Here is a 25,494-nt window from a genome sequence, read left to right as displayed (position 1 = left end):
TTTATGGATATCAACGAATTTATAAAAGAATGGCTTTCCAAAAGCAATAATTACGAGACGGAGAAATATTTACAACTATGGCAAGAAAAGGCTGTTTTGGATGACCCGTCTGTTGGACAAATTTTTAAAGGACATCCAGGAATAAGAAACTATTTTGAAAATTATTTTATTGGTTACAAGACACAATCACGACTACTTAAATTGGACATTCTTTCGGACAATGAAGCACATATTGAAGTTGAGTTCACTGGCGAATTTCCAGAGGGAAAAATTAGAGGAACATTTGACTTTACTTTCAAAGATGGAAAAATTAACAAAGCAAAAGCAGCTTTAAAATGAAACCACTACCAGTAACAAGGTATATGTTTATCCTGTGCTACACGTTTTTGATTGTGATAACAACCTCATGTCATAATAAAAGTGCCGTACAACTAAAATACACAAGCGGAGTTCGTTCAGTTTTAGAAGATAGTAAAGGAAACATTTAGTTCGGTAGCTACAACGAAGGGGTGTGTTTACTTCATCATGGAAAGCCCCAGTATTTTACAACAGAGAACGGATTGAGTCACAACCAGGTGAGAAACATTTATGAGGATAAAAATGGTGTAATCTGGTTTGAATGTGGCAAAGGATTAAGTACTTACGATGGGCATCGGATGACCAGCTACAAACAAAGAAATTATAAATCAAGAAATCAGTGGAAATTAAATGACAGCGACCTTTGGTTTAAAGGTGATGAAATAGAGGGCTATAACAAATTTGAAAAGAAGCCGGGGGTGTATCAATACGATGGGCAAAAGCTTTCTTACCGCCTGTTTCCTGTCACGCCTAAACGTGAAGACGGTTTTAAATACTACATTTCGACGCAATTTGTAAAAGGCAAAAACGGAACTTTTTGGTTTGGAGCCTACGGCGCAGTAATAGGATATGATGGTTCGAAGTTTAAGATTCTGGATAATGATTATCTTGGGTTAAAGCCAAAAAATGGTTCACTGCATGTTCGAAGCCTAATGGAAGACAGTAAAGGAAATCTTTGGATTGGTAATAATGGCATTGGCGTTTTGAAATATGATGGAAAAAAAGTTGTCAATTTCACGGCACAGCAGAAATTGCAGAAAAAGTACGCTAAAGGCAACTCTCTTGAAAAGGTTTTTGCAATTGAAGAAGATGCTAAAGGAAACATTTGGTTTGGAACTGTCGGATCTGGCGTATGGAGATATGACGGTAACTCATTGAAAAATTTTGATGGTAGAGATGGACTTGAAAGCAACCACATCTGGACTATATATAAAAGCAAAGAGGGAGAATTATGGTTTGGAGGAACAGATCCAAGTGGTGTCTATCGATTCAAGGACGATTCTTTTGAAAGAATATATTAAGTAGGGCATTATGTAAAACATTGGTTTTTTATTTTAGGTATTTCCTAATTATTATGAATTTGCAACAAGTGGAGAAGGAGAAGGTTTATTGTGGTGCAAAAAATTTGTTTGGGCTTGTAAACAAGGGTTGACGCGTGGAGACTCAGCGGCTCTAAAATCATAATCGGCGAATCGCCTATTGGTTATTGATAACTAAGTGGTTTTAAACGTTTAAAAACGGCTAGACTGAAAAGGTTAGCGTATGTTTAGGGGTTGGTGAAAATCCTAAGACGGCATACCACAAAGCAAACACCAGTGGACAATGGCAAAATTCATAAATACAAGAAAAGCGGTTTCAGAACTTGAAGACCTAATCAAAAATGCGGGTGAAAGATTAATTCTTATTTCGCCTTATCTAAAACTCTCAAACGACTTCAAAGAACTTTTGACGTATCGCAATAGCAAGGACAAAGTCACAACTGTGATATTTGGCAAGCAGGAACTGAATCCTGACGAAATAAAATTCTTGCAAGGCCTTCGTTTTGTGATTTTAAGATACAATGAACCCCTACATGCAAAGTGCTATGTCAATGATGACAAAATGATAATTACATCCTTGAACCTTTATCAATTTTCAATGGCCAACAACAAAGAAATGGGTGTTTTAATTGATAAAAACGACCAAGCAGACACTCAACTTTTTGAAGACGCATTTAAAGAGGTAGATTATATCAACCAAACAAGTCAACGATTTGAATGGAATGGATCAAAACCTATTTTTACCAAGCCGACAAATAATAAAAGCTCAAACGAGAAAATGACTTCATCGGCGACAAGCAAAAGAAAGGGTTATTGTATTCGAACAGGAGTTGAAATTTTATTTAACATTGAAAAGCCATTAAGCTATGACGCATTTAAAAGATGGAATGAATTTGCTGATCCGGACTACCCAGAAAGATTTTGTCACTTTTCAGGTGAACCATCAAATGGTGAAACAAGCGTGAACCGGCCAATACTTAGAAAGAATTGGAAAAAAGCAAAAGAATTGTTTGACTTATAAAATGCCAAGTGAGAAGGACTTATGCTAACGTCACCTTTTCAGCGCAATCGAGACATCCTTTCAAAATCCATATAAACGAAATTTTTATACCTTTAAGAAAAAGTAAAATTATGGGTTTAACATTAAAAAATTCGACGATTGACTTATACTTCGGTTTTCTAACATGACTTGATGGTGTTACAAAAAAACGGCTCATAGCAAAAGCTTATGGAATCGGAGAAAGCTAAAGAAAAAAAATCATTCTGATTTAGAAAGCTTTTACAGAGCGTGGAAAGAAACAAGGAGTGCGGACGAAATAATAGATGATATTAAGGGCTCAAGGGTTGAGAAAATAACGAGATTAATTTATAATTCAATATTTGCTCGACTCTGACATTTGTATCTTTTTTTCGTGGAAAGTCTGTGCAAAGCATAACCTACTTTCCCAAAGCATAAACCGTTAGCAATAACCCAAACAGATAAAACTTTGAATATAATTATAAATTATACATCAGCTGTTCTAATTGCAGTTTTATTATTCGGTTGTCAAGACACATACAAACAGGAATACAAAACCTACGCTGAATTTAATAAAATGAACGCACGAAATAAGAGCTGGTTTCCAAATATAATCAACAATGATGCTTACAACTTGAAGAGTATCTCAGCCTTAGATTCATTATGTGCATTTGGAAGATTTTCTTACTCTGACTCAAACGCCTATAATTCGATCTTTGCAAAAGACAATTTAGATTTAAAAACCTTTCTGAAAAAAGTACGTCAAAATTATAGCAGAAAACCACCTTGGTTCATCGACACAACTAATCTACAAACAAAAAAACCTGAAATAATTCAACAAGAACGTTTTTATCTCCTTAATATCAAAACCGAAAAAACAATCTATTTTATTCTGTCCGACTAAGTAACTTGCCATTGAAATAGCACGCTTTACTCCTTGTTCCACTTTCGCTCCAATCGCGATGATAAAAAAAGCGCTCCGATTTATCATCGAAGCGCTAATATTTACAAGTCACTTTTTAAAGCAATTGCTCCAAAATTGACAACTCATATTCAACTACAAACTTGCCAAAGCAGTATTTAAAGTCTCACTCGGACGCATAGCCTTACCAGCCAATTCATCATTCGGATGGTAATAACCGCCAATTTCTTGTGGCTTACCTTGAGCACCAATTAATTCCTCATTAATTTTAGCTTCATTCTCTTTCAAGGCTTTTGCCAAAGCAGCGAATCTAGCTTGCAATTCTGCATCCTTAGTTTGGGCAGCCAAAGCCTCTGCCCAATACAAAGCCAAATAAAAGTGTGAACCGCGGTTATCAATTGTACCCAACTTTCTTCCCGGAGACTTATCTGTCGCCAAAAATTTAGCATTTGCCTCATCCAATGCATCGGCCAAAACCTGCGCTTTGGCGTTGTTTTGCGTTTGTGATAAATGTTCTAACGAAGCTTGAAGCGCCAAAAACTCACCTAATGAATCCCAACGCAAATAACCTTCGGTAATAAACTGTTCAATGTGTTTTGGCGCAGACCCGCCGGCACCAGTTTCAAACAAACCGCCGCCGTTCATCAATGGAACAATCGAAAGCATTTTCGCAGAAGTTCCCAGTTCTAAAATCGGGAATAAATCTGTTAAATAATCACGTAAAACGTTACCAGTAACTGAGATGGTATCTTCGCCTTTACGAATGCGCTCTAGCGTGAATTTTGTTGCATCAATTGGGGCAAGAATTCGAATATCAAGTCCGTTGGTATCGAAGTCTTTTAAATATTTGTTCACTTTCGCAATAATTTCTCTATCGTGCGCCCTGTTTTCATCTAACCAGAAAACCGCAGGGGTTTCTGATAAACGAGCCCGGTTTACGGCCAATTTAACCCAATCCTGAATGGGTGCATCTTTAGTTTGGCACATGCGAAAAATATCGCCCTGCTCCACCTTTTGATCGAAGAAAACGTTTCCATCAGCATCCGTAACGCGGATTACTCCTGTTGCGGTTGCTTGAAAAGTCTTATCGTGCGAACCGTATTCTTCAGCTTTTTGCGCCATTAAGCCCACATTCGGAACCGACCCCATCGTAGTTACATCGAAAGCACCATGCGCTTTACAGTCATCGATTGTTGCGGTATAAACACCAGCGTAAGAACGATCTGGAATTAGTGCGATTGTATCTTCAGGCTTACCCTCTTTATTCCACATCTGGCCAGAAGTGCGAATCATAGCCGGCATCGAGGCATCCACAATTACATCGCTAGGTACGTGTAAATTTGTAATTCCCTTATCCGAGTTTACCATCGCCAGCGCGGGTCCGTTTTCGATAGCCTGAGCCAATGCGGCTTCAACTTCAGCTTGTTTGGCATTGCCCGCAATTTTAGCGTAAACATCGCCTAAACCATTGCGGGTATCGATGTTGAGTTCTTTGAAAAGATCGGCATATTTAGCAAAAACATCAGCGAAATAAACTTCTACAATTGCGCCGAAGATAATCGGATCTGAAACCTTCATCATTGTGGCCTTCAAATGCGCAGATAATAAAACGCCTGCAGCTTTCGCTTCTTCAATTTCTTTTGCAACAAACGATTTCAGTGCCGATAAGCTCATTGCCGAGCAATCGATCACTTCGCCTACCTTTAATGGCGACAAGCCTTTTAATTCAGTTACGGCACCATCTGCAGCAACAAATTCAATTTTAAACTGGCTTGCGTTTTCGATCGTTACCGACTTCTCCGAGCCATAAAAATCGCCCTCGCTCATGCTGGCCACTTTAGTTTTCGAATCGGCAGACCATTTACCCATCGAATGCGGGTTTTGCTTTGCATAATTCTTTACCGCTTTAGGTGCTCTTCTGTCAGAGTTGCCTTCGCGTAACACCGGATTTACCGCCGATCCAAGTACTTTTGCGTACTTCGCCTTAATGGCCTTTTCTTCGTCAGTTTGCGCATTATCTGGGTAATTAGGGAGCGCATAACCTTGCGATTGCAATTCGCTAATAGCAGCCACCAATTGTGGAATAGATGCCGAAATATTTGGTAACTTAATGATGTTTGCCTCTGGAGTTGTTGCCAAAGCACCCAGCTCGGCTAAAGCATCGCCAATTTTTTGATCGTCTTTTAAATACTCAGGAAAGTTCGCCAAAATCCTTCCTGCTAAAGAAATATCTCTGGTTTCTACATCAATGCCGGCTGACGCTGTGAAAGCTTGTACGATTGGCAATAGTGAATAGGTAGCCAACATTGGCGCCTCATCGGTTTTGGTGTAGATAATTTTTGATGTATTTGACATGTTTAATTGATTTTTACTATTTGTTTAACAAGAAAACCGATTCGAACGAAGCTGGTTTTTTTAAATCGCCTAAAGATAGTAAGATTTACGATTTTAGGTTGACCATTTACGAATTTTTAAAGGAATAATACTGGTTTAAAGGCAAATTATTGATTTGGAAGGCAGAACTAATAACCCGTTAATCGAGATTTTCCGACCTCGTTTTTCAGCTCTTGATTTAAAATCCAGCACTAATTAGGACGAGAATAGAAAGCTCAACCAGCAACGGAGACCGGAATTGGGTTTAAGGGTTAAGACGAATTAAATTTTAAAACGCTACCAAAAAAGACTAAATTTAAAGCATCTATCAATTAACATATGAAATTCCTCTTATCACTCCCTTCCAAAAGTTCTCTCCCTGTTAAGATTTTTAAGCGTTACGCCACATTGTTGTCTATTGCCTCGATATGTGCATTAGCCTACAGCTGCACACCGAAGCTTTACGTTGATGAGGACAAACGTTACGACGCAGGTTCGCTCACCGATTTACAATTGGATTCGCTTCATTTATATCTCAAACAGAATGAAAGGGTAAAATTAAGGGATACCATCATTATTAAGTACGATTTTAATAACGATGCGTGTTGGAATGACCTCAGAAACCAAAACAATGCCTTTTTGAACGATGTGCGTTGGGCGTTTCAAAAAAATATTATCGACAAGGCAGCGAAGCGGCCTAAGGCTTCAATTTATCAATACAAAGAAATTGGCAAAAACTTTAGTCAGATTAAATCGTCGGGCCTGGAGATTGAAACGGATTCGGGTTTTTTAAGGCGCTTACTGTTTAAAGAACCTATCACTTGTGGAACATCGGCCATTGTGCTTCCAGACGGCAAGTTTCTGCTAATCAAATCAGACCCTCAATTTTCGGCATTGCTGCTAAATGCAAAGGATATCGAAGAAAAACTCTTCCAGAATCTGGTTAAAGTCCCAAAATAGCAATCAACAGCATTAAATAAATAAACTCTTCTACTGTTTATTAAAAAACATCTCTTTCATTTTAATGTTATGCTTTAGAATTATCCTAAGTTCTAAAACATCGTTATGAAAAGAAACTTTTTTTACTCAGCAATTGCCTCAACGCTAATAGTTGCCTGCCAATCTAATTCTAAAGACAAGGAAAATCAAGGAGATTCGGCAGTCGTATCAACAGAAACGCAACAGGTAAATTTACCAGCGCCCGACACCACCGCTTCGAAAAATAAATTTAGTAAGGTTATTGGCTGGCCCGACAACAAAACGCCGGTTGCGCCAGAGGGTTTTGTGGTTACGAGGTTTGCATCAGACATTAAAAGCCCGCGAAACACTTACATTGCACCAAACGGAGACGTGTTGGTTGCACTTTCAAATTCTGAACGTAGCGCTAAAGAAACAGTGGTTAATACCGTTACAGGAAAAGCCAAATCGGAGGTGCCGGGAAAAAGCGCAAATACTATTCTATTGTATCGAGACGCGAATAAGGATGGAAAGCCTGAAACAACAACCACTTTTTTGATGGGTTTAAACCAACCTTTCGGCATGCTTATTATCGGCGATAAGTTCTACGTAGCTAACACCGATGGGCTTTGGGTTTATCCGTATAAAACGGGCGACACCAAAATTACCGGGACTGGTAAAAAAATACTGAGCTTGCCTGCTGGCGGCTACAACAACCACTGGACCCGCAATTTGATTGCCAATGCTGATAACAGCAAAATTTACGTTACGGTAGGTTCGGGCAGTAACGTGGGCGAACATGGGCTTGAAAACGAGGTTAGAAGAGCAAACATTTTGGAGATCAACCCCGATGGAACCGGAGAAAAAATTTATGCCAGTGGATTAAGAAACCCGGTTGGGATAGATTGGGCACCGAAAACGAATATGTTGTGGACCGCTATAAATGAACGCGATGAATTGGGCGATGATTTGGTTCCAGATTATATCACCAGTGTGAAAGAAGGCGCATTTTATGGCTGGCCTTTTTCTTATTACGGTCAAAATGAAGATCCTCGCCTCAAAGGCAAAAACCCCGAGATGGTTAAAAAAGCCATTGCTCCCGATGTTCCGGTTGGTGCGCATACCGCATCTTTGGGGCTTGCTTTTTATAAAGGCAAAAAGTTTCCTGCAAAATACCAGGGCGGCGCATTCATAGGTCAACATGGCTCATGGAACAGGTCGGCGCTTTCAGGATATAAAGTCGCTTTCGTTCCATTTTCTGATGGCAAACCAAGCGGAAAACTCGAAGACTTTTTAACAGGATTTATCGCCGATGTTGACAAGGCTGAAGTTTATGGTCGCCCTGTTGGCGTAACGCTTACTCCTGATGGTGCACTTTTAGTGGCCGACGATGTTAGTGGCATAATTTGGCGAGTTGCAGCAAAATAATATGTATCAGGCCACAGATTGGAAGTTAATAACTAATTTTATCTCCGATTTGTGGCCTACTTAATTTCCGAGCATTGAAATCCATTTCTCTTTCCTTTGTTATTATTTTCTTTTTTTCCATTTGTCAGGCTCAAATCGTTCAAAACGATTCTACAAAGAAATTAAATGAGGTTATCATCCGAGGTTATTACAATCCGCAGCCTTTATTGCGTTCGGTTTCGGCGGTTAGTTTGATCGACAGTTCTCTGCTCGGTCGGCAAAACAACAATTCGCTTGTGAGTACGTTGAATACGGTGTCAGGAGTAAGAATGGAAGAAAGATCGCCCGGAAGCTACCGCCTTTCGTTACGCGGCAGTTTGCTACGATCGCCATTCGGAATCAGAAATGTTAAGATTTATATAGACGATTTTCCACTAACTGATGCTGGCGGTAACAGCTATCTTAACTCGCTTGATGTAAATGCCGTTGGCAACATGGAAATTTTTAAAGGGCCGGAATCGAGCATTTTTGGCGCTAATACGGGCGGAGCAGTGCTCATTAATCCTCCTGCTATAAATAGAAACGAAGCAAAGGTATCGGTTACAGCAGGCTCTTATGGCCTTTTCCATCAGACTGCACAACTGCAACATCAGTTTAAAAATTACCGGTTCAGCTTTGGCGAAGGGTACCAGCGAAGTGATGGCTACCGCCAGAACAGTGCGTTGGAACGAAAATACCTTCAAACGATGCATCAGTGGGATTATACACCCGCCGGCAGCTTAAAAGCCTTCGTGTTTTACAGCGACCTGGCTTACAAAACACCTGGTGGATTAACGGCCGCACAATTACAGCAAGACCCTAAACTTGCGCGGCCGGCTACCCCAACCATTCCGGGCGCAATTACTCAACAAGCTGCAATCTACAACAAGACCATTTTTGGGGGATTATCGAATACTTATCAAATCGACAGCCACTTCAAGCACGTGCTGGCTGTTTTTACCAGTTATACTGATTTCAAAAACCCTTTTATAACGAATTACGAAAAGCGTTACGAAAGTACTATTGGACTAAGAACTTTTTTGGCCTACAACCAAACCACCTCAAACTTTGGCTTTAATACGCAAATTGGTCTCGAAACATCAAGAACGAAAAGCGAAATCAGAAACTTCGACAATGAGGCAGGAAAGGCAGCTGATTTGCAAGCTTTTGACCATTTACGGGCGGGTCAGAATTTTGCGTTCGTCAGGTTTAATTTCGACATTAATCAAAAACTGCTGATTGAACTGGCTTCTAGTTTAAACTTTTTTAAGTACAACTACGAAAGCTTCTTTCCTATTGCAATTGCGCAACAGCAGCGAAACTTCGACGCGAAATTTATGCCGAAAATAGCTGCCTCTTATTTATTAAATGATAACATTTCGGTTAGAGGTTCAATCAGTAAAGGCTATTCAACGCCTACCATTGCTGAGGTACGATCATCTGATAACCAGATCAATAACGATCTACAGGCAGAGTCGGGGTGGAATTACGAAGCTGGAATACGTTATCGAACAGCCAACGACCGTTTTTATGTCAATGCAAATGTATTCCAGTTCGAGCTCCAGGATGCCATCGTAAGGCGCCTGAATGAAAATGATGCGGAGTATTTTATTAATGCGGGGGGCACTAAACAACGAGGTTTAGAGCTCGATGCGGCACTATGGCTGATTAAAAACCCTAACCGTTTTTTAACTGGCATACAATGGAGAAGCAATTATACGTATAGCCACTTCAGATTTGGCGAATTTGAAAGCGGAAACGCTGTATACACCGGAAACAGGTTAACGGGCGTTCCTGCGCACACGCTGATCAACAGTTTAAGCTTCGACTTTAAAAAAGGCCTGTATTTGTTTTTACAACACAACCATACCTCTTCCATCCCGTTAAACGATGCAAATTCCGTTTTTGCCGCCAACTACGATTTGATAGAAGCGAAGGCAGGTGTGCGCATGTTAAAAATTGCCCACACTCCTTTCGAAGTTTTTATCGGTGCAAATAATCTTCTCAATCAAAAGTACAGCCTTGGCAACGATTTAAATGCTGCGAATGGAAGGTATTTTAATTCGGCAGCCGGAATCAACTTTTATGGGGGTTTGTCGATCAAAATTTAAGGCTTACTACTTTTAGGTGGAGCTTACGGTCCGCAGGGCTCAAAATAATCAGCATTATTTAAACCATACAGCCCCGTAAAGCATGTATTAATATGCATAGATGCCAACGACATGCCGTGTTCGTTGCATGTTCAAATATTAATAAACCATATAGGCATAGAGAACATAGAGCTAATCGCCTTACATGCAAAACAACATAGCCTGTTTGCATTATGTTCAAATATCGGCACATACAACCACCGTTTTTCAAACCATATAGGCATAGAGAACATAGAGCTAATTGCCTTAGATGCAAAACAACATAACCTGTTTGCCTTTTCTCCAAAATTTGGCACAAATAAGTACCGTTTTAAACCATATAAGCATAGAGAACATAGAGCTAATCGCCTTACATGCAAAATAACATAGCCTGTTTGCAGTATGTTCAAATATCGGCACATACAACCACCGTTTTTCAAGCCATATAGGCATAGAACATAGAGCTAATCGCCTAACGTACAAAACAACATAGCCTGTGTGCCTTTATGTCCAAATTCGGCACAAGTACCGTTTTAAACCATAAAGGCATAGAGAACATAAAGTCAGGCATGTGCTAACTCTATGCCTATGTGCTATATAAAACATGCGGTTCGCTGTCGTCAGGCTCCTGTAGTAATTTGCAAAACGTACGCCAGAAGCCTGAAAACGTTGCTTAATTGACAAGTTCAATCTCCTTAATTGCCAGCTCGTTTACCACAACTTCGGTGGTATAGCGCTTTGTCCCATCTTTTGCTTCGTAGCTTCCCGTTTGTATTTTACCTTCAACGGTTAATCGAGTGCCTTTTTTGATCTGCACTTCGGCAAGCTCTGCCTTTGCATTCCAGAATACCAACGTAATCCATTGTGTTTTTTTGACTTCTTCGCCCTGAAAGTTCTTATAATACTCATTTACGGCAAGATTTACTCTCGCCAGTTTTTGGTTGCCCGAAAGGATTTTTACTTCAGCATCTGCACCGGCAAATCCACTTAATACTACTTTGTTAATTGCACTTTCCATAATTTTAAAATTTAAGTTTCTAAAATGTTTAACGAACAGCAACCACCATGATTGCCGACAGAACAAAGGTGCAAATGCCGAGTTGATTCAGTCGGATAGTAAATATTTATAGTCGTTTATAAGCGTTTAAAAACGGATAATTAGCCTTAGTTGATTGCAAACCGGGTGAAACCACACACACCTCGGCATAAAGTATGATGATTTTTTTGATACAGCACATGTGGTCGCTCCGACACCGAAACTAATTATGTAGGTCTTGATTGGCCAGTGGAGCTGAAAGTTCTGGCGATTAGCAATTACGCAGCAGCCGTAGCAACTGTATCCTTGCCGCCAAATGGTGGATTAGCGACTTTAACTGATAGAAATATTCAATTTATTTCATATTAATAAATAATTTTTTACTTTTAAGACATCATCCCATAATAATAAAAAAACAAAATTGTTATGGAACGATTGTGCTTAGATTGCAAAGAACCTTTAAAGGGAAGAACAGATAAAAAATTCTGCGATGACGCTTGTCGCAACAACTTTAACAACCGCATCAAAAGTGAGGACAATCTTGTTATAAGGCATATTAACACCATTTTAAGAAGAAACAGATCTATCCTGGCCATGCTAAATCCGACAGGAAAAACAAAAGTGAGTCTTAAAAAGCTCCAGCTGGCCAACTTCAACTTTGAGTACCATACCAATATCTATACCACACAAACCGGCAACACTTATTATTTCATTTACGAATATGGCTTTATGAACTTATCTGAAACCGAATTTCTTCTGGTTAAACGCGAAGAAAAGTAGGCCAAAAAATTTGTTCATTTACACTCGTGAAGTTTTTAAAGTGTTGTACCTTAGAAAGCGATGGAAAATGGTTTTTATCTTAAATTTATCGCACCAGAAAACACGCTGACCGACTTTGTGGAGTACATCGGAATTTTCCGCAACGAATCGGAAAAACCAAAAGAAGTGGTCGTGCTGCCTGATGGAAGAATTGATCTGTTCTTTTCGCGGTCGGCCTCCAATCCGTTTCAGGTTACGCTTGTTGGTTTGGAAACTGCGCCGAAGTTAAGAAGCATTCCGCCACAAACCTGCACCTTTGTAATCAGCTTCAAACCGCTCGCCGTTGAGTACATTTTGCATACCTCCATCGCCAGTTTACTAAATAGTGGTACCCATCTTTCGCCGGGGTTTTTAGATTTCGCGGCAGATGATCTTACCGATTTCGACACGTTTTACAGCAGATCGACTGAAAAATTCACAGCACTTTTACCAACTACAATCGATAACAGAAAACGCACGCTTTTCGAGCTGATTTATTCATCAAAGGGCGAAACAAGCGTAAAAGAACTTGCGGACAAGGCAGCGTGGAGTAGCAGACAAATAAACAGGTACTTTAACCAGCAACTCGGTCTTTCGCTAAAAGCGTATTGCAATATTTTGCGTTTCAGAGCGTCGCTTGAGCATATTGCAAAAGGAAAGCTTTTTCCTGAGCTGAATTTCTCCGATCAAACACATTTTATAAAGGAAATTAAAAAGTTTTCGGGTGTTGTACCAACAGAATTATTTAAAAATAAAAATGACCGATTTGTACTATTATCACTTTTAAAGCAAGCGTAGTTTTGCTTTCATAAAAAGGAATTGATAGTATGTTAATAAAAGATAAAACAATCGCCATTGTTGGCGGAGGGCCTGGCGGGCTAACTTTAGCTCGTTTATTGCAAATGCAGGGCGCACAGGTTAAGGTGTACGAGCGAGATGTAAACGCTACGGCCCGCGTACAGGGATCGCCGCTCGATTTGCACGAAGAATCGGGTTTGGCAGCTTTACGAAAAGCCGACCTGCTCAATGAGTTTAAAAAGAACTTTCGCCCGGGGGCAGATCGGATGTTGATTGCCAATCCGCAGGCGGAAATACTTTACAGCGACCACACCCAAAAACCTGAAGAAGATTTTGGCAACAACCATTTCAGGCCCGAAATAGATCGTGGTCCGTTACGAAACATGTTGCTTGATTCGCTACAGCCCGGAACAGTGGTTTGGAACAGCCATTTTATTGCTATGGAACCGCAAAACGAAGGCTGGTTGCTGCATTTCAAGAACGGAGCTAGCGCGAAAGCTGATCTGGTTGTAGCAGCAGACGGTGCCAACTCTAAAATACGCCCATATGTTACAGACGTTAAGGCCATTTATTCGGGCATAACTATGCTGGAGGGTAATGTTTATGACGCGAGCGAAGTGGCGCCATGCATTGATGCAATAATTAACGGGGGAAAGATAATGGCGTTCGGAAACAAAAAGAACCTATTGCTTGGCCAGAAGGGCAATGGCGATTTAGGTTTTTACGCAAGCCTTAAGGTTGATGAAGGCTGGGCAGCAGAAAATGGATTAGATTATGGTGATAAGGCGCAATTAGTTGGCTGGTTTAAAACGGCATACGCCGACTGGAGCAGTATTTGGCTTGAACTATTTGAAAATGCAGCAATGCCAATGGTGCCACGCCCGATTTATTATATGCCCTTAAACCAAACCTGGGAAACGATGCCAGATGTAACCTTACTGGGCGATGCAGCGCACGTAATGCCTCCCTTTGCAGGAGAGGGTGCGAACATGGCCATGCTGGATGCGCTGGAACTGAGTGAATGTTTAACATCAAACAAATACCAAACTTTGTATGATGCCATCTCGCATTATGAAATTGCCATGCAAAAACGGGCAGCACAGGCAGCTAATGAATCGCTTGAAAATGGCGATAAAATGCATGCCGAAGATGCATTGGGTACGATGGTAGACATGTTTGGCAGGCATTAAGCACGAAAGAGAAAACGCGACGGAACAGTGATTAAACGCCAAAAATGGTTCGGGAAAAGGGCCGTGTCGGTTTTGAGAAGCGCTGTCAAATGTGTATATTTATCTGATAGATGAAGAAAATACTTACGTTTTTGGCCAATGGTCAATCTTATTTTATCAATATCTCTCGTGTAGCAGTACTTATTGTAATGGTTTGGATCGGTGGTTTAAAAGCCTACCAATACGAAGCCGATGGCATTGTTCCTTTTGTAGCCAACAGCCCATTTATGTCGTTCATGTACAACAAAAAAGCGCCCGAATACAAAGAATTTAAAAATCCTGAGGGCAAGACTGTTCAAAAAAACATCGACTGGCATAAAGAAAATGGAACCTATATCTTCGCTTATGGGCTAGGAACGGTAATTGTAATTATTGGCCTGTTCACTTTCTTAGGCATATGGTTTGATAAAATTGGCCTTTTAGGTGGCTTGCTCACCTTTGGGATGTCGTTAGTTACATTGTCGTTCTTAATTACAACTCCAGAGGTTTATGTTCCAGATTTGGGCGGAGATTTCCCAACCCCTCAATTTGGCTTTCCGTATCTCTCAGGTGCCGGTCGATTGGTTTTAAAAGATGTAATTATGATGGCCGTGGGTTTAATCTGTGCGTCCGATTGTGCAAAACGCATTTTACAAAAGCAATATAGAAACTCGCCGCTTGCTTAACTAAACTAAAACCAATACCGAAGTATAGCGCTAAACATCAAACAAATTTGGTTTGATATTTAGCGCTACACTTGAGAGCCACCATTTACTTACTGTGATAGACAAATGGACTGTTTTCTTTCAAAATTATGAGTCAAGCTGAAGTGCAAACTTCGGCTTTTTGCGTTACCAAGTTTCGTCGGGTAATGCTCAGTCAACAAATTTTCGTTTACTTTGTACTAATGGGAAACCAACTAACCATTTTATGCTAAAAATTCTTCGTCTATTCTTTGTCTTATCTCTAATTTCATTACATGTAGGTGCCAACGACATAAAAAGCATCGGCGTTCCGTACATCGAAAACTATCCAAAATCGGTATATGCTTCTGGCAACCAGAATTGGAGCGTTGCGAAGGATAAAAATGGCGTAATGTATTTTGGTAATGCCGAAGGTTTGCTCACGTTTGATGGGCGTTACTGGCGAAACTATAAAATGCCGAACAGGCAAATTGTTCGATCGGTTAATACCGACAACAAGGGAAAGATTTACACAGGCAGTTTTGGCGAATTTGGGTATTGGGCGATAAAGGATAACAAATTGCAGTACAATTCGCTTATCAAATTGCTGCCAAAAGGAATAACGATTACCGATGAAATCTGGAAAATTTATATTGACAAGGATCGGGTCATTTTTCAATCTTTTTCTAAAATTTTTATTTATAAGAACAACAAGATTGAGATCATTAAGTCGCCTTCATCCTTTCTTTTCCTCCATCAGGTTAAAAACAGGTATTTTATAGAGGTTTTAGAGAAAGGCCTTTTTGAGCTGGTGGGCAGCAAATTGGTTTACCTGCCGGGAAGCGAAATTTTGGGGAAACAGGGTGTACTTTCTGTTCTACCGTATAGGGGCGATAGTTTTCTGATCGGAACAAGCAAAAACGGACTTTTTGTGTATAATGGAAAATCGTTTAAGCAGCTCAATACCCTCGCAAATAACTATCTCAAAACTTACCAACTCAACAACGGCGTAAAACTTCTGGGCAAATATTATGCTTTCGGCACAATCTTAAACGGCCTGATTATAATAGACGAAGATGGCAAGGTGGTGCAACGGATCAACAAATCGAGTGGGCTGCAGAACAACACGGTGCTCAGTTTATACGCCGATAATGAACAAAATCTTTGGGCGGGGCTCGATAATGGTATCGACCGCATCGAGCTGAACTCTCCACTTTATTTTTACTTCGATAAAACAGGCCAGTTCGGCACCGTATATTCGAGTACTATATTTAAAAATAAAATCTACTTAGGTACAAATCAAGGCTTGTTTTTTAGCGACTGGGCACCCGGTGTGGCCTCGAACTTCAACTTTACACTTATCCCCGGCTCGCAGGGGCAAGTTTGGGAACTGAACATTATTGATAACGAACTGATTTGTGGGCATAATAGTGGCACATTTAAAGTGTTGGGCGATCAAATTGAGTGGATTTCGCGAACGAGCGGCGGCTGGACAATAAAAAAGCTGAACTCCAATCCAAATTATCTTATTCAGGGAACTTACACCGGAATTTCGTTATACCAGAAAGCCGCCGGCTCAGGGCTAAAATTCGTTACTCAAATTGAGGGTTTTAACGCACCATCGAGATTTATTGAACAGGACAATAAAGGCGATATTTGGGTTGGACATGCTTACAAGGGCTTATACAAGCTCACTTTGAACGATAGCTACACCAAGGTAATACATACAAAATACTTTGATGAGCAGCATGGCTTGCCGGGCAACTATAACATCAACATTTTCAACCTCGAGAATAAGATCGTTTTCTCATCCAACAACGGTTTTTACACTTACGATGAATGGAGCAACAAATTCGTTAAAAATGGTGTGCTGAACAAAAAGCTGGGCTCATTTGCAAAATCGAACAACATCATCAGGGCAGCCGGTAAAAAGTACTGGTTTATTAATCATGGCAGAACGGCTATGGTAAACTTTGCCGAGCCTGGTAAAATCGAGATCGACTCAAACCAGTTCAGTCTTTTAGATGGACGCATGGTTCAATATTATGAAAACATTAGCCGAATAGGCGATAATATTTATTTGATCAGCGTTGATGATGGTTTCGCCATTTACAACCCCGAATTGGGCACACCTGCAGCTAGACAAAAAATACCCGGGGTGCTCATCAGACGTGTGGAAGATATTACGGATAAAAATACATTGATAAGTGAAACGGGAAATACGGTTGAACCTACAGAAATAAAAAACAGCAGAAACAACATCAGGATCTCCTTTTCGCTTCCTTACTATCGGCAGGCAAAAGTGAAATATCAATTTTACTTGCAGGGTTATTCTAAAGAATGGTCGGATTGGGATTATGCTACGCAAAAAGACTTTACCAATTTAAGTAGTGGTAAATACATTTTTAAGGTTAGAGCAAAAATAAACGATACCACCATCAGCCAGGATAGCCTGTACGAGTTTACAATACTGCGTCCGTGGTATTTTAGCAATTGGGCAATATTGTTCTATGCACTTCTCTTTGTGGTGGTACTTATCGCAGGAAAGAAACTTTATGAGCAAAAGCTGAAAAAAGACCGACATAAAATTACTTCTCGCCTACAGGCAGAGCAAGATGAACTGCTGAGATTAGAAACTGAGGCCAACGAAAAACAGATTATTAAATTGCAAACTGAAAAACTGCAGGCAGAGCTGGCCTCGAAAAATAGAGAATTGGCGAACTCGGCCATGACCTTAGTTTACAAGAACGAATTGCTCCAAAAGCTAAGCGATGAGATTATGAAGCTGAAAGACGAGAACGGCAAGAAACTTTCGGAAGACCAGACCAAAAAAATTCAAAAAGTGATTAACGATGGAATGAATGATGAAAGGGATTGGCATCTTTTTGAAAACAGTTTTAACGAAGCGCATGAGAGTTTCTTTAAAAAGCTTAAGGCACAGCATCCAGACCTGGTTCCGAACGACTTAAAACTGTGTGCTTATCTACGGATGAATATGAGCAGTAAAGAGATGTCGTCGTTGCTAAATATTAGTTTGCGGGGGGTTGAAATTCGGCGATATCGTCTACGCAAAAAGCTCGAAATACCACACGACAAAAACCTTACTGAATTTTTGATGGAGTTGTAGCATTCAGTTATGCTAAGTTCAAAAATCTACCTGAGTAGGTTTTAGGAACGTTTGCTTGATGTTGAAATGTGGTGTCTTTTCTAACGGGAGTAGCTTTCGTCACTACATCATTACCTCTCATATTGCTTTTATAGGCCACACAATTTGCTTCGTGTATTTTTCACACCACGCTTTTTTTATTTGTTGTGGCTAGGCTCATAAAAACCCGTTTTTAGCCTATATGAAGAATCAGTATTAATCGATTTCCGTCCTTTCCTTTGAACGTGATGTAATAATGTAGAGGTCGCGGAGCTTGCAAAGGCAGTAATTGTATCCCAATTTTATGCCTAACAATTAAATCTAATCAATATAAAGCATGAAAAGAATTTTTACAAGAATTTCTGTTCTGGTCGGAATATGTTTGCTCACAATTAACGTAGCTTTTGCGCAAAACATAACGGTTAGAGGCAATGTAACCGACGGAGGAGATAAATCTACCATCCCTAGCGTAAGCGTTGTCGTAAAAGGAACACAAAATGGAACGCAGACAGATGCGGCAGGCGCTTACAGCATTTCCGCACCGGCAGATGCGACACTCGTATTTACCTATGTTGGATATGTGACACAAGAAGTGCCTGTGAACAACCGCACATCAATTAACGTCGTTTTGGCTTCATCGGCCAATGAGCTGGAACAGGTAGTTGTTATAGGTTACGGTACGCAAAAGAAAAAGGATCTTACTGGATCTATATCAAGTGTCAAAGGCGATGACATTGCGAAAATGCCAGCCGTAAATCCACTATCATCATTACAAGGCAAGGTAGCTGGTTTAACAGTTGTAAATTCAGGTAACCCTGGCTCGCAGCCTGTAATCCGAATTAGAGGGATAAGTAGTACTAATAGCGCCAATCCGTTATATGTTGTTGATGGTTTATTACAAGATAACATTGATTACTTAAACCCAGCGGATATTGAATCGATCGATCTATTAAGAGACGCATCTTCCTCGGCAATCTATGGTTTGCGTGGTGCAAATGGCGTAATTGCTGTGACCACCAAACGAGCGGCACGCGGTCAGACGCGAGTAAATTTCACTTCAAATATCGGTATTCAGAAAGTGATAAATAAAATCGACGTAGCCGATGCAGAAGGATTTAAAAGGTTGTATTCAACACAACTTGCCAATATAGGTGCTAGTCCCTTCGATTTTTCGAACTACACAGGTAATACTGATTGGCAGGATCAAATTCTACGTACCGCATTCATCAATTCAAACAGCTTAAGTTTTAGCAATAGTGGTGAAAAAAGCACTACGTTAGTGAATCTAAGTTATAATAATCAAGAGGGCGTAGTAAAATATAGTAGTTATGAAAAATATGTTTTGCGGCTTAGCGAAGAAATAAAAGTAACTGATAAACTAAAGATTGGAGGTGACATAACAGGTTTTTTAGCTAAACCTAATGGTACCTCTGTCAGCTTAACCAACGCCACATGGGCTGCTCCAATTGTTCCGGTACGATTAGATGAGAACACTTACTACTCGATGCCGTCTTTTCAAAGATCTTCAGTAGGAAATCCAGTGGCGGCTATTATGCGTGGAGACAGAACGTCAATTAACAAATTTTTCCGTTTTAATGGTAGTGTTTTTGGCGAATTAACATTCTTACAAGATTTTAAGATTAGATCGACCTTTTATGGAGATTTTGGATTTGTAAATTCTAGAGGTTACTCGAGACCTCCATTTTCATTTATTAACATCGGAGAAGCCGGGGGGTCAAATGAAGTTGTAAGAGATGATCAATTCCGCTCAACAGTCAATCAAAGTCAGTCTGAAACACATAGATATCAACAAGATCATACTTTAACGTATGAAAAATCATTGGAAGGCGGGCACAGGTTTACAGCCTTGGCAGGTTTCACATCTTTACGCTTTGCAGGTTCTAATGTTAATGCTAGCAGAACTGATAGCACTTTAGTAGTTCCGGGTGATCCAGATCAGTGGTATATTGGTGTAATTAATGCTAATAATATACAAGCAAACGGAGGTGGAGGAAGTGAAGAAACCAACATGGGCGTCTTTGCAAGATTGAGTTATGTTTACAAGGATAAATATCTTTTTAATGGAACAATTAGAAGAGACGGAAGCTCGCGTTTTTCTCCAGAAAACCGATGGGGAACATTTGGAAGTGTTGGTCTAGGATGGGTAGCAACTGAAGAAGATTTTTTTAAAGAAAATATAAAAGGAATTGACTATTTAAAATTTCGCTTGTCTTGGGGCCGACTGGGTAACTCAAATGGCGTTTCGCCGAATCTTTATCAACAAGGGTTAACAAACGGCCAAGTTGCCGTATTTGGTGAAAATGTTTACACAGCCATTCAAAATGCTTACATCCCTGACCCGAATTTAAGGTTTGAGATTGTTCAGGGCTTTGATGTTGGCCTAGACTTACGTGCGTTAAAAGATCGCTTTAATGCAGAGTTAACTTTCTATAATAAAACGACTGATGGTATTCTAACAAGTTTTCCATTATTAGCTGGCCAACTTCCATTCTTTACCAACTTAGGTAAAATTAACAATCGTGGTATTGAAGTAAGCTTAGGATGGGCCGATAAGATTGGAGAACTAAGTTATAGTTTAAATGGAAACTTCAGTTACAATAGAAATCGTGTTGAATCTTTAGGTAATACTACAGAATTCCAAATCACGGGTAATAGTGGTGTAAATCTTACGAACTCAGGCCAGTCTATTGGTTATTTTTATGGCTTAAGACAATTATGTATTTATCAAACAGCCAAGGAAATGCTAAGTCAACCACAATTCTCTAATTCACAAGTTGGCGACATTGCCTTTGAGGATGTAAATGGCGATGGCATTATCTCTGCCTTGGATAGAACCTATTTAGGAACGCCGTTCCCACCATATAGTTATGGATTAAGCCTTTCGCTTGGATATAAAGGATTTGATGCATTAATTGAAGGACAAGGAGTAGCAGGAAATAAAATCTATACCGAACGTCGTACTGCAAATTTTACCACCTTAAATTATGAAAGCAATAGACTAAATGCTTGGACTGGTCCAGGTACAAGTAATGTAGAGCCCATTTTAGATAATACTCGTGGCAACAACTTTCAGTTCAGCTCTTATTTTCTAGAACCTGGCGATTATTTCAGGTTACGCACTGTGCAATTAGGGTACACGTTCGCTCCAGCGTTAATGAATAAATTAGGAGCGCAAAAACTTAGAATTTATGTAAGTGGTCAAAACTTACAAACTTGGACAAAAGCAACTGGTTATACCCCTGAAGCACAAATCGGAAGTATTTTAGGCGGTGGCGCCGACAATGGTGTTTATCCAGTACCTGCTGTTTATTCATTTGGTTTAAATGTTACTTTTTAATCAAAAAAGCTTAAAAAATGAAAATATTTAATAATTATAGAAGAAATATTGCGCTGGGCTTATTAGCTATAACCGCGGTTTCGATAAACTCGGGCTGTCAAAAATTTTTAGATACCCAAAGACAAGGTGAGTATACTGCAGATGATTACCCTTACCCCCAGGGATCAACTCCCTATGATACTTTTTTGTTTTCTGCATATAGTGCATTAAGAGCATATAACTATGTTTCTGATGGTTTTATGGTAGTTACAAGTATTCGAAGTGACGATGCTGACAAAGGGAGTACCGCAAGCGATGGCGGTGCCGATGTTATTGCAATGGATAATTTTCCAGCTTTGACAAACGGTAGGGTCAATACGCTGTGGACAGAGTATTACACAATGATTAATAGATGTAATACAATTATTGATCAAATCTATAATAACAGCGAAATCGTTGCCAATGAACAACAGAAAATCCAGGCTGAAGCAGAGGCGAGATTTTTACGTGGCTACTCATATTTCTTTCTTGTAAGAGCGTTTGGACGGATACCGAAAATTGATAAGGTACTGAGTGTTACCTCAAACATTCCACAAAGCAGCCCTGAAGAAATATATGCTTTTATCGAAGATGATTTACAATTTGCGGCAGCAAATTTGCCCTTGAACTGGCCGTCAAAATTCATTGGCCGGCCGACTAAAGGATCAGCAAACGGAATTCTCGCAAAGGCCTATTTATACCAAAAGAAGTGGGGAATGGCCATGTCTGTAGCCAGCCAGGTAATGAATTCAGGTCAATACGACTTAAGCGTTTCGTACGACGATATTTTTAGCGAAAAAGGCGAAAATAGCAAAGAGTCTGTATTTGAGATTCAAGCTACGGCAAGTGCTACTGTACAAACTGCAAACGGGGTTCAATACGCCAGTGTGCAGGGTACTAGAGGGAGTACTACCGAATGGAATAGAGGTTGGGGATGGAATTCGCCGAGTGCAGCTTTAGAAGCTGCCTATGAACCAAACGACCCTCGAAAAGCAAGAACCATACTATACAGCAGTATAGCAGGAAAAGATAATTTCACAGTATATGGACAGAAAGCGCCATTTTATCCAACTGAGGTTCCAAATCTAAAATATAACCATAAGGTTCTAGCCAATCCGACATACATTGCTGCTTATAATAGCAGAAGCGGTTGGTGGATGAATGTTCGCATTTTACGTTATGCTGACGTGGTATTGATGTTTGCCGAAGCTGCTAATGAAGTTGGTGGTGCAGGAAATATTAAACTTGCACTCGATGCATTAAATAGTGTACGAGCCAGAGCGAGAAAAACTGCGACAGTTGCTGGCACACTACCAAACATTAATACCACCGACCAAGGTATTTTACGCAACGCCATCAGACAAGAACGAAGAATAGAACTCGCAATGGAACATGAACGTTTCTTCGACATTGTAAGGTGGGGAATTGATGCCGAGGCCATGCAAGCTGCTGGTAAAACAAGCTACAATCCGAACAGAGATAGACTACTGCCAATACCTCAACAGCAAATTGATTTAAGTAAAGGCGTTTTGACGCCAAACCCTGGTTACTAATTGGCTTTAACAAATAAAGAATATGAAAAGATCAAACATATACAAATTGAGATACGCATTGGTGTTACTACTACTTTTTTCCGCATTTGCAGGTTGTAAAAAAGATGGTAACCCTAACAACCTTCCTGAATTAGATCCTAAAGATTATGAGGGAACGGTCGGCGGTTTTCGAACTTCAGATGAAATCTTAAAAGACAATCTTGTTGCGTATTTCAGTTTCGATGATACCTACAACGAAAAAATTAGTAATACTGCACCAACAACCAAAACTGGCGACTCATTTGTTGAAGGGTTTAAAGGCAAGGCGTTAAACCTAAGCGCAGGATATTTGTATTACGCCAGCCAGTTCTCTGCTTTCAAAAAAGACGTTTTCAAAAGTTTTACAATAAGCCAATGGATTCAAATATCCAATAATGGTTCAAAAAAAACGATGTTATTGCAACTTGCGAGACCAGGCGTATTTGATGGCAATTTAGACATTAGGCTAAATACTAATAGCTACCCTGCGAGCAATACAGATATTTTGAAAATAGGCCCAAGGTTTTCCACTGTTGGAAACGGATCGCAAGATAATCTAAATGCAACCAAATCACCAAAAATAGGGCCGGGAAACTGGGTCCATCTAGTTTTGAGTTACAATGGTTTAACAGGAAGATTTAATATTGTAGCGAACGGAGAGAATATCGGCAGTTATTCAGATAGAGGGACAGGAAACAATCTTTTCCAATCTAATGAGCCAAATGAATTGATTTTTGGTGCGAACTATAATCTTATCCCTGGCAAAACAGTAAATACAAATGCCGATTTTGGCTTGATGAACGGTAAAATTGATGAGGTAAAAATTTATAATGCCTTTATGCCTGACCCAGTAGTTAAGGCAATGTACGACCTTTATCAGGCCGGCAAGTAATTTTCTCCTAAGCACACGGGTTGCACCGTGTGCTTAATAATCTTTTTAATCCCATGTTAAAATCAAATTCCAACCGGATTTTAGTTCAACTGGCTCTAAAGCTCTTTTTTCTTTTGACACTTGTCGGCAGCTGCAAAAAAACCGATCGCTCCAATTCGAATATAGATACATCCTTATCTTTTACAGTTAATGGGACTTATAATGGTACGTTAACTTACAATGGCCTAAATAACCTCCCAGAGATTAAAATTAACTTTACTGAATCTATCAATAAAACAACCATTTTAGAAGCCATTAAACTTATAGGCCCAACTGGAACTGAGATTCCCTATAATCAACAATTACAATCCTCGGACAAAATAATCATAATTATTCCTAAAAATGCGCTTTCGTCGTTTACAACATATACCGTAAACATTAGTAACGGGTTAAAATCTACGACAAATGGAAGATTAATTAACCCAGTGATCATAACACTCAAAATCGGGCCAGATGACACCGACAAATTCCCCCGCATCGGCGACGACGAGCTCCTAACCCTCGTACAGAAGCAAACCTTTAAATATTTCTGGGATTTTGCCCATCCAACCAGCGGATTGGCCCGAGAAAGAAATACATCGGGCAATACCGTAACCTCAGGTGGCTCAGGCTTTGGTATCATGGCATTAGTAACCGGAATCAGTCGCAACTTTATCAGCAGAGCCGAAGGATTGGCCCGCATGCAAAAAATAGTAGCCTTTTTAAAAACTGCTGAGCGTTTCCATGGCGCTTACCCGCACTGGCTCAACGGTAATTCGGGAAAAGTAATTCCTTTTAGCGCCAAAGATAACGGTGGCGACTTGGTAGAAACATCGTACCTGATGGCTGGTTTAATTACTGCCCGTCAATATTTTAACGGCGCCGACGCCAATGAAACGACTTTACGAAACGACATTAACGCCATTTACAACGGTGTAGAATGGAATTGGTACCGTAAAAACGATAGCAACACCTTATACTGGCATTGGAGCCTGAATTACAATTGGGACATGAACTTGCCGATTAAAGGTTGGAACGAAAGCTTAATAACCTACGTTATGGCCGCCGCCTCCCCTACTCACGCCATTCCCAAATCGGTTTACGATAACGGTTGGGCGCAAAACGGCAATATGAAAAATGGTAGCACCTATTATGGCGTTCAGCTTCCCTTGGGCCCAGCCAGTGGCGGTCCATTATTTTTTGCTCATTATTCATTTATGGGCATCAACCCGATGGGCTTAACCGATGCTTATGCCGATTACGAAACCCAAACAAAGGCACACACTTTAATCAATTATAATTACTGCAAAACAAACCCATTAGGCCACTACGGTTATGGTGAAAATTGCTGGGGCTTAACGGCCAGCGATATCCAAAATGGATATACCGCCAGCTCGCCAACAAACGACGTTGGCGTAATTGCACCAACAGCAGCTTTAGCTTCAATGCCGTACACGCCAACAGAATCCATGCAGGCGCTAAAATATTTCTATTACAAACTGGGCAACAAAACCTGGGGCGAATATGGCTTTTACGATGCTTTTTCATTAAAAGATCAATGGTTTGCCACCTCGACACTAGCGATCGATCAAGGCCCGATTGTGGTGATGATCGAAAATTATAGAACAAAATTAATCTGGAACCTATTTATGAGTGCCCCTGAAGTAAAAGCAGGCATGAAAAATTTAGGTTTCAACAGTCCCAATCTTTAAACAGCACCATCCCAA

18 protein-coding genes are annotated in these 25,494 nt (G+C 40.1%); 16 read left to right on the top strand and 2 right to left on the bottom strand.

Annotated elements, in window-relative coordinates; translation table 11 throughout:
- Window positions 1–3 precede the first annotated feature (3 nt).
- The 4 genes from IZT61_RS18940 to IZT61_RS18925 all read left to right on the top strand — a co-directional run bounded on the left by IZT61_RS18940 (window position 4) and on the right by IZT61_RS18925 (window position 3,319).
- Complete coding sequence (locus IZT61_RS18940; protein ID WP_196098586.1) at window positions 4–339, top strand: nuclear transport factor 2 family protein; 336 nt, start codon at window positions 4–6, stop codon at window positions 337–339.
- 170 nt (window positions 340–509) lie between these two features.
- Window positions 510–1,379, top strand: coding sequence for a ligand-binding sensor domain-containing protein (locus tag IZT61_RS18935; RefSeq protein ID WP_262895700.1), 870 nt, complete (start codon window positions 510–512; stop codon window positions 1,377–1,379).
- Window positions 1,380–1,680: 301 nt separating this feature from the next.
- The gene (locus IZT61_RS18930) at window positions 1,681–2,418 is read left to right on the top strand and encodes a phospholipase D family protein (RefSeq protein WP_196098584.1); all 738 of its coding nucleotides are present in this window, start codon (window positions 1,681–1,683) and stop codon (window positions 2,416–2,418) included.
- 466 nt (window positions 2,419–2,884) lie between these two features.
- Window positions 2,885–3,319, top strand: a complete 435-nt coding sequence (locus tag IZT61_RS18925; protein ID WP_196098583.1) for a hypothetical protein — start codon at window positions 2,885–2,887, stop codon at window positions 3,317–3,319.
- Window positions 3,320–3,472: 153 nt separating this feature from the next.
- Here the strand turns inward: IZT61_RS18925 and IZT61_RS18920 are convergent, their stop codons facing one another.
- On the bottom strand, window positions 3,473–5,692 hold the full coding sequence (locus IZT61_RS18920) for an NADP-dependent isocitrate dehydrogenase (RefSeq protein WP_196098582.1): 2,220 nt from the start codon (window positions 5,690–5,692) through the stop codon (window positions 3,473–3,475).
- A 357-nt stretch (window positions 5,693–6,049) separates the two neighbouring features.
- On the opposite strand from IZT61_RS18920, the gene IZT61_RS18915 reads away from it, so the two are divergent.
- From IZT61_RS18915 to IZT61_RS18905, 3 genes are all read left to right on the top strand, one after another.
- Window positions 6,050–6,670, top strand: coding sequence for a hypothetical protein (locus IZT61_RS18915; protein WP_196098581.1), 621 nt, complete (start codon window positions 6,050–6,052; stop codon window positions 6,668–6,670).
- Between the two features lie 105 nt (window positions 6,671–6,775).
- Window positions 6,776–8,095 carry a PQQ-dependent sugar dehydrogenase gene (locus tag IZT61_RS18910; protein WP_196098580.1) on the top strand — a complete coding sequence of 440 codons (1,320 nt, stop codon included), beginning with the start codon at window positions 6,776–6,778 and terminating at the stop codon, window positions 8,093–8,095.
- A 74-nt stretch (window positions 8,096–8,169) separates the two neighbouring features.
- Window positions 8,170–10,224 (top strand): TonB-dependent receptor, encoded by a 2,055-nt coding sequence (locus IZT61_RS18905; RefSeq protein WP_196098579.1) that lies wholly within the window; start codon window positions 8,170–8,172, stop codon window positions 10,222–10,224.
- Between the two features lie 691 nt (window positions 10,225–10,915).
- Here IZT61_RS18905 and IZT61_RS18900 read toward each other — a convergent pair.
- Window positions 10,916–11,260, bottom strand: a complete 345-nt coding sequence (locus tag IZT61_RS18900) for a single-stranded DNA-binding protein (protein ID WP_196098578.1) — start codon at window positions 11,258–11,260, stop codon at window positions 10,916–10,918.
- A gap of 444 nt (window positions 11,261–11,704) precedes the next feature.
- Between IZT61_RS18900 and IZT61_RS18895 the strand changes: the two genes are divergently transcribed.
- The 9 genes from IZT61_RS18895 to IZT61_RS18855 all read left to right on the top strand — a co-directional run bounded on the left by IZT61_RS18895 (window position 11,705) and on the right by IZT61_RS18855 (window position 25,479).
- The gene (locus IZT61_RS18895; protein ID WP_196098577.1) at window positions 11,705–12,058 is read left to right on the top strand and encodes a hypothetical protein; all 354 of its coding nucleotides are present in this window, start codon (window positions 11,705–11,707) and stop codon (window positions 12,056–12,058) included.
- Between the two features lie 60 nt (window positions 12,059–12,118).
- Complete coding sequence (locus tag IZT61_RS18890; RefSeq protein ID WP_196098576.1) at window positions 12,119–12,874, top strand: helix-turn-helix domain-containing protein; 756 nt, start codon at window positions 12,119–12,121, stop codon at window positions 12,872–12,874.
- Between the two features lie 29 nt (window positions 12,875–12,903).
- The gene (locus tag IZT61_RS18885; RefSeq protein ID WP_196098575.1) at window positions 12,904–14,064 is read left to right on the top strand and encodes an FAD-dependent oxidoreductase; all 1,161 of its coding nucleotides are present in this window, start codon (window positions 12,904–12,906) and stop codon (window positions 14,062–14,064) included.
- 110 nt (window positions 14,065–14,174) lie between these two features.
- Window positions 14,175–14,768: a DUF417 family protein gene (locus IZT61_RS18880; protein ID WP_196098574.1), complete on the top strand. Its 594-nt coding sequence runs from the start codon at window positions 14,175–14,177 to the stop codon at window positions 14,766–14,768.
- A 244-nt stretch (window positions 14,769–15,012) separates the two neighbouring features.
- A complete protein-coding gene (locus IZT61_RS18875) occupies window positions 15,013–17,892 on the top strand; it encodes a triple tyrosine motif-containing protein (RefSeq protein WP_196098573.1) in 2,880 nt (959 codons plus the stop codon).
- A 355-nt stretch (window positions 17,893–18,247) separates the two neighbouring features.
- Window positions 18,248–21,268 (top strand): SusC/RagA family TonB-linked outer membrane protein, encoded by a 3,021-nt coding sequence (locus IZT61_RS18870; protein ID WP_196098572.1) that lies wholly within the window; start codon window positions 18,248–18,250, stop codon window positions 21,266–21,268.
- A gap of 17 nt (window positions 21,269–21,285) precedes the next feature.
- Window positions 21,286–22,839 (top strand): RagB/SusD family nutrient uptake outer membrane protein, encoded by a 1,554-nt coding sequence (locus IZT61_RS18865; RefSeq protein ID WP_196098571.1) that lies wholly within the window; start codon window positions 21,286–21,288, stop codon window positions 22,837–22,839.
- A 22-nt stretch (window positions 22,840–22,861) separates the two neighbouring features.
- Window positions 22,862–23,749: a LamG-like jellyroll fold domain-containing protein gene (locus tag IZT61_RS18860; protein WP_196098570.1), complete on the top strand. Its 888-nt coding sequence runs from the start codon at window positions 22,862–22,864 to the stop codon at window positions 23,747–23,749.
- A 53-nt stretch (window positions 23,750–23,802) separates the two neighbouring features.
- Complete coding sequence (locus IZT61_RS18855) at window positions 23,803–25,479, top strand: glucoamylase family protein (RefSeq protein WP_196098569.1); 1,677 nt, start codon at window positions 23,803–23,805, stop codon at window positions 25,477–25,479.
- Window positions 25,480–25,494: the final 15 nt, after the last annotated feature.

The organism is Pedobacter endophyticus, from assembly GCF_015679185.1.
GTDB lineage: Bacteria > Bacteroidota > Bacteroidia > Sphingobacteriales > Sphingobacteriaceae > Pedobacter > Pedobacter endophyticus.
This window is presented reverse-complemented; position numbering and strand designations above follow the sequence as displayed.

What these genes read in the sequence shown, in the direction of transcription:
- IZT61_RS18880 (WP_196098574.1), top strand. Translation starts at nt 14,175, where the DNA reads ATGAAGAAAATACTTACGTTTTTGGCCAATGGTCAATCTTATTTTATC.
- IZT61_RS18920 (WP_196098582.1), bottom strand. Translation starts at nt 5,692, where the DNA reads ATGTCAAATACATCAAAAATTATCTACACCAAAACCGATGAGGCGCCA.
- IZT61_RS18910 (WP_196098580.1), top strand. Translation starts at nt 6,776, where the DNA reads ATGAAAAGAAACTTTTTTTACTCAGCAATTGCCTCAACGCTAATAGTT.
- IZT61_RS18865 (WP_196098571.1), top strand. Translation starts at nt 21,286, where the DNA reads ATGAAAATATTTAATAATTATAGAAGAAATATTGCGCTGGGCTTATTA.
- IZT61_RS18900 (WP_196098578.1), bottom strand. Translation starts at nt 11,260, where the DNA reads ATGGAAAGTGCAATTAACAAAGTAGTATTAAGTGGATTTGCCGGTGCA.
- IZT61_RS18890 (WP_196098576.1), top strand. Translation starts at nt 12,119, where the DNA reads ATGGAAAATGGTTTTTATCTTAAATTTATCGCACCAGAAAACACGCTG.
- IZT61_RS18915 (WP_196098581.1), top strand. Translation starts at nt 6,050, where the DNA reads ATGAAATTCCTCTTATCACTCCCTTCCAAAAGTTCTCTCCCTGTTAAG.
- IZT61_RS18875 (WP_196098573.1), top strand. Translation starts at nt 15,013, where the DNA reads ATGCTAAAAATTCTTCGTCTATTCTTTGTCTTATCTCTAATTTCATTA.
- IZT61_RS18930 (WP_196098584.1), top strand. Translation starts at nt 1,681, where the DNA reads ATGGCAAAATTCATAAATACAAGAAAAGCGGTTTCAGAACTTGAAGAC.
- IZT61_RS18885 (WP_196098575.1), top strand. Translation starts at nt 12,904, where the DNA reads ATGTTAATAAAAGATAAAACAATCGCCATTGTTGGCGGAGGGCCTGGC.
- IZT61_RS18855 (WP_196098569.1), top strand. Translation starts at nt 23,803, where the DNA reads ATGTTAAAATCAAATTCCAACCGGATTTTAGTTCAACTGGCTCTAAAG.
- IZT61_RS18860 (WP_196098570.1), top strand. Translation starts at nt 22,862, where the DNA reads ATGAAAAGATCAAACATATACAAATTGAGATACGCATTGGTGTTACTA.
- IZT61_RS18940 (WP_196098586.1), top strand. Translation starts at nt 4, where the DNA reads ATGGATATCAACGAATTTATAAAAGAATGGCTTTCCAAAAGCAATAAT.
- IZT61_RS18895 (WP_196098577.1), top strand. Translation starts at nt 11,705, where the DNA reads ATGGAACGATTGTGCTTAGATTGCAAAGAACCTTTAAAGGGAAGAACA.
- IZT61_RS18870 (WP_196098572.1), top strand. Translation starts at nt 18,248, where the DNA reads ATGAAAAGAATTTTTACAAGAATTTCTGTTCTGGTCGGAATATGTTTG.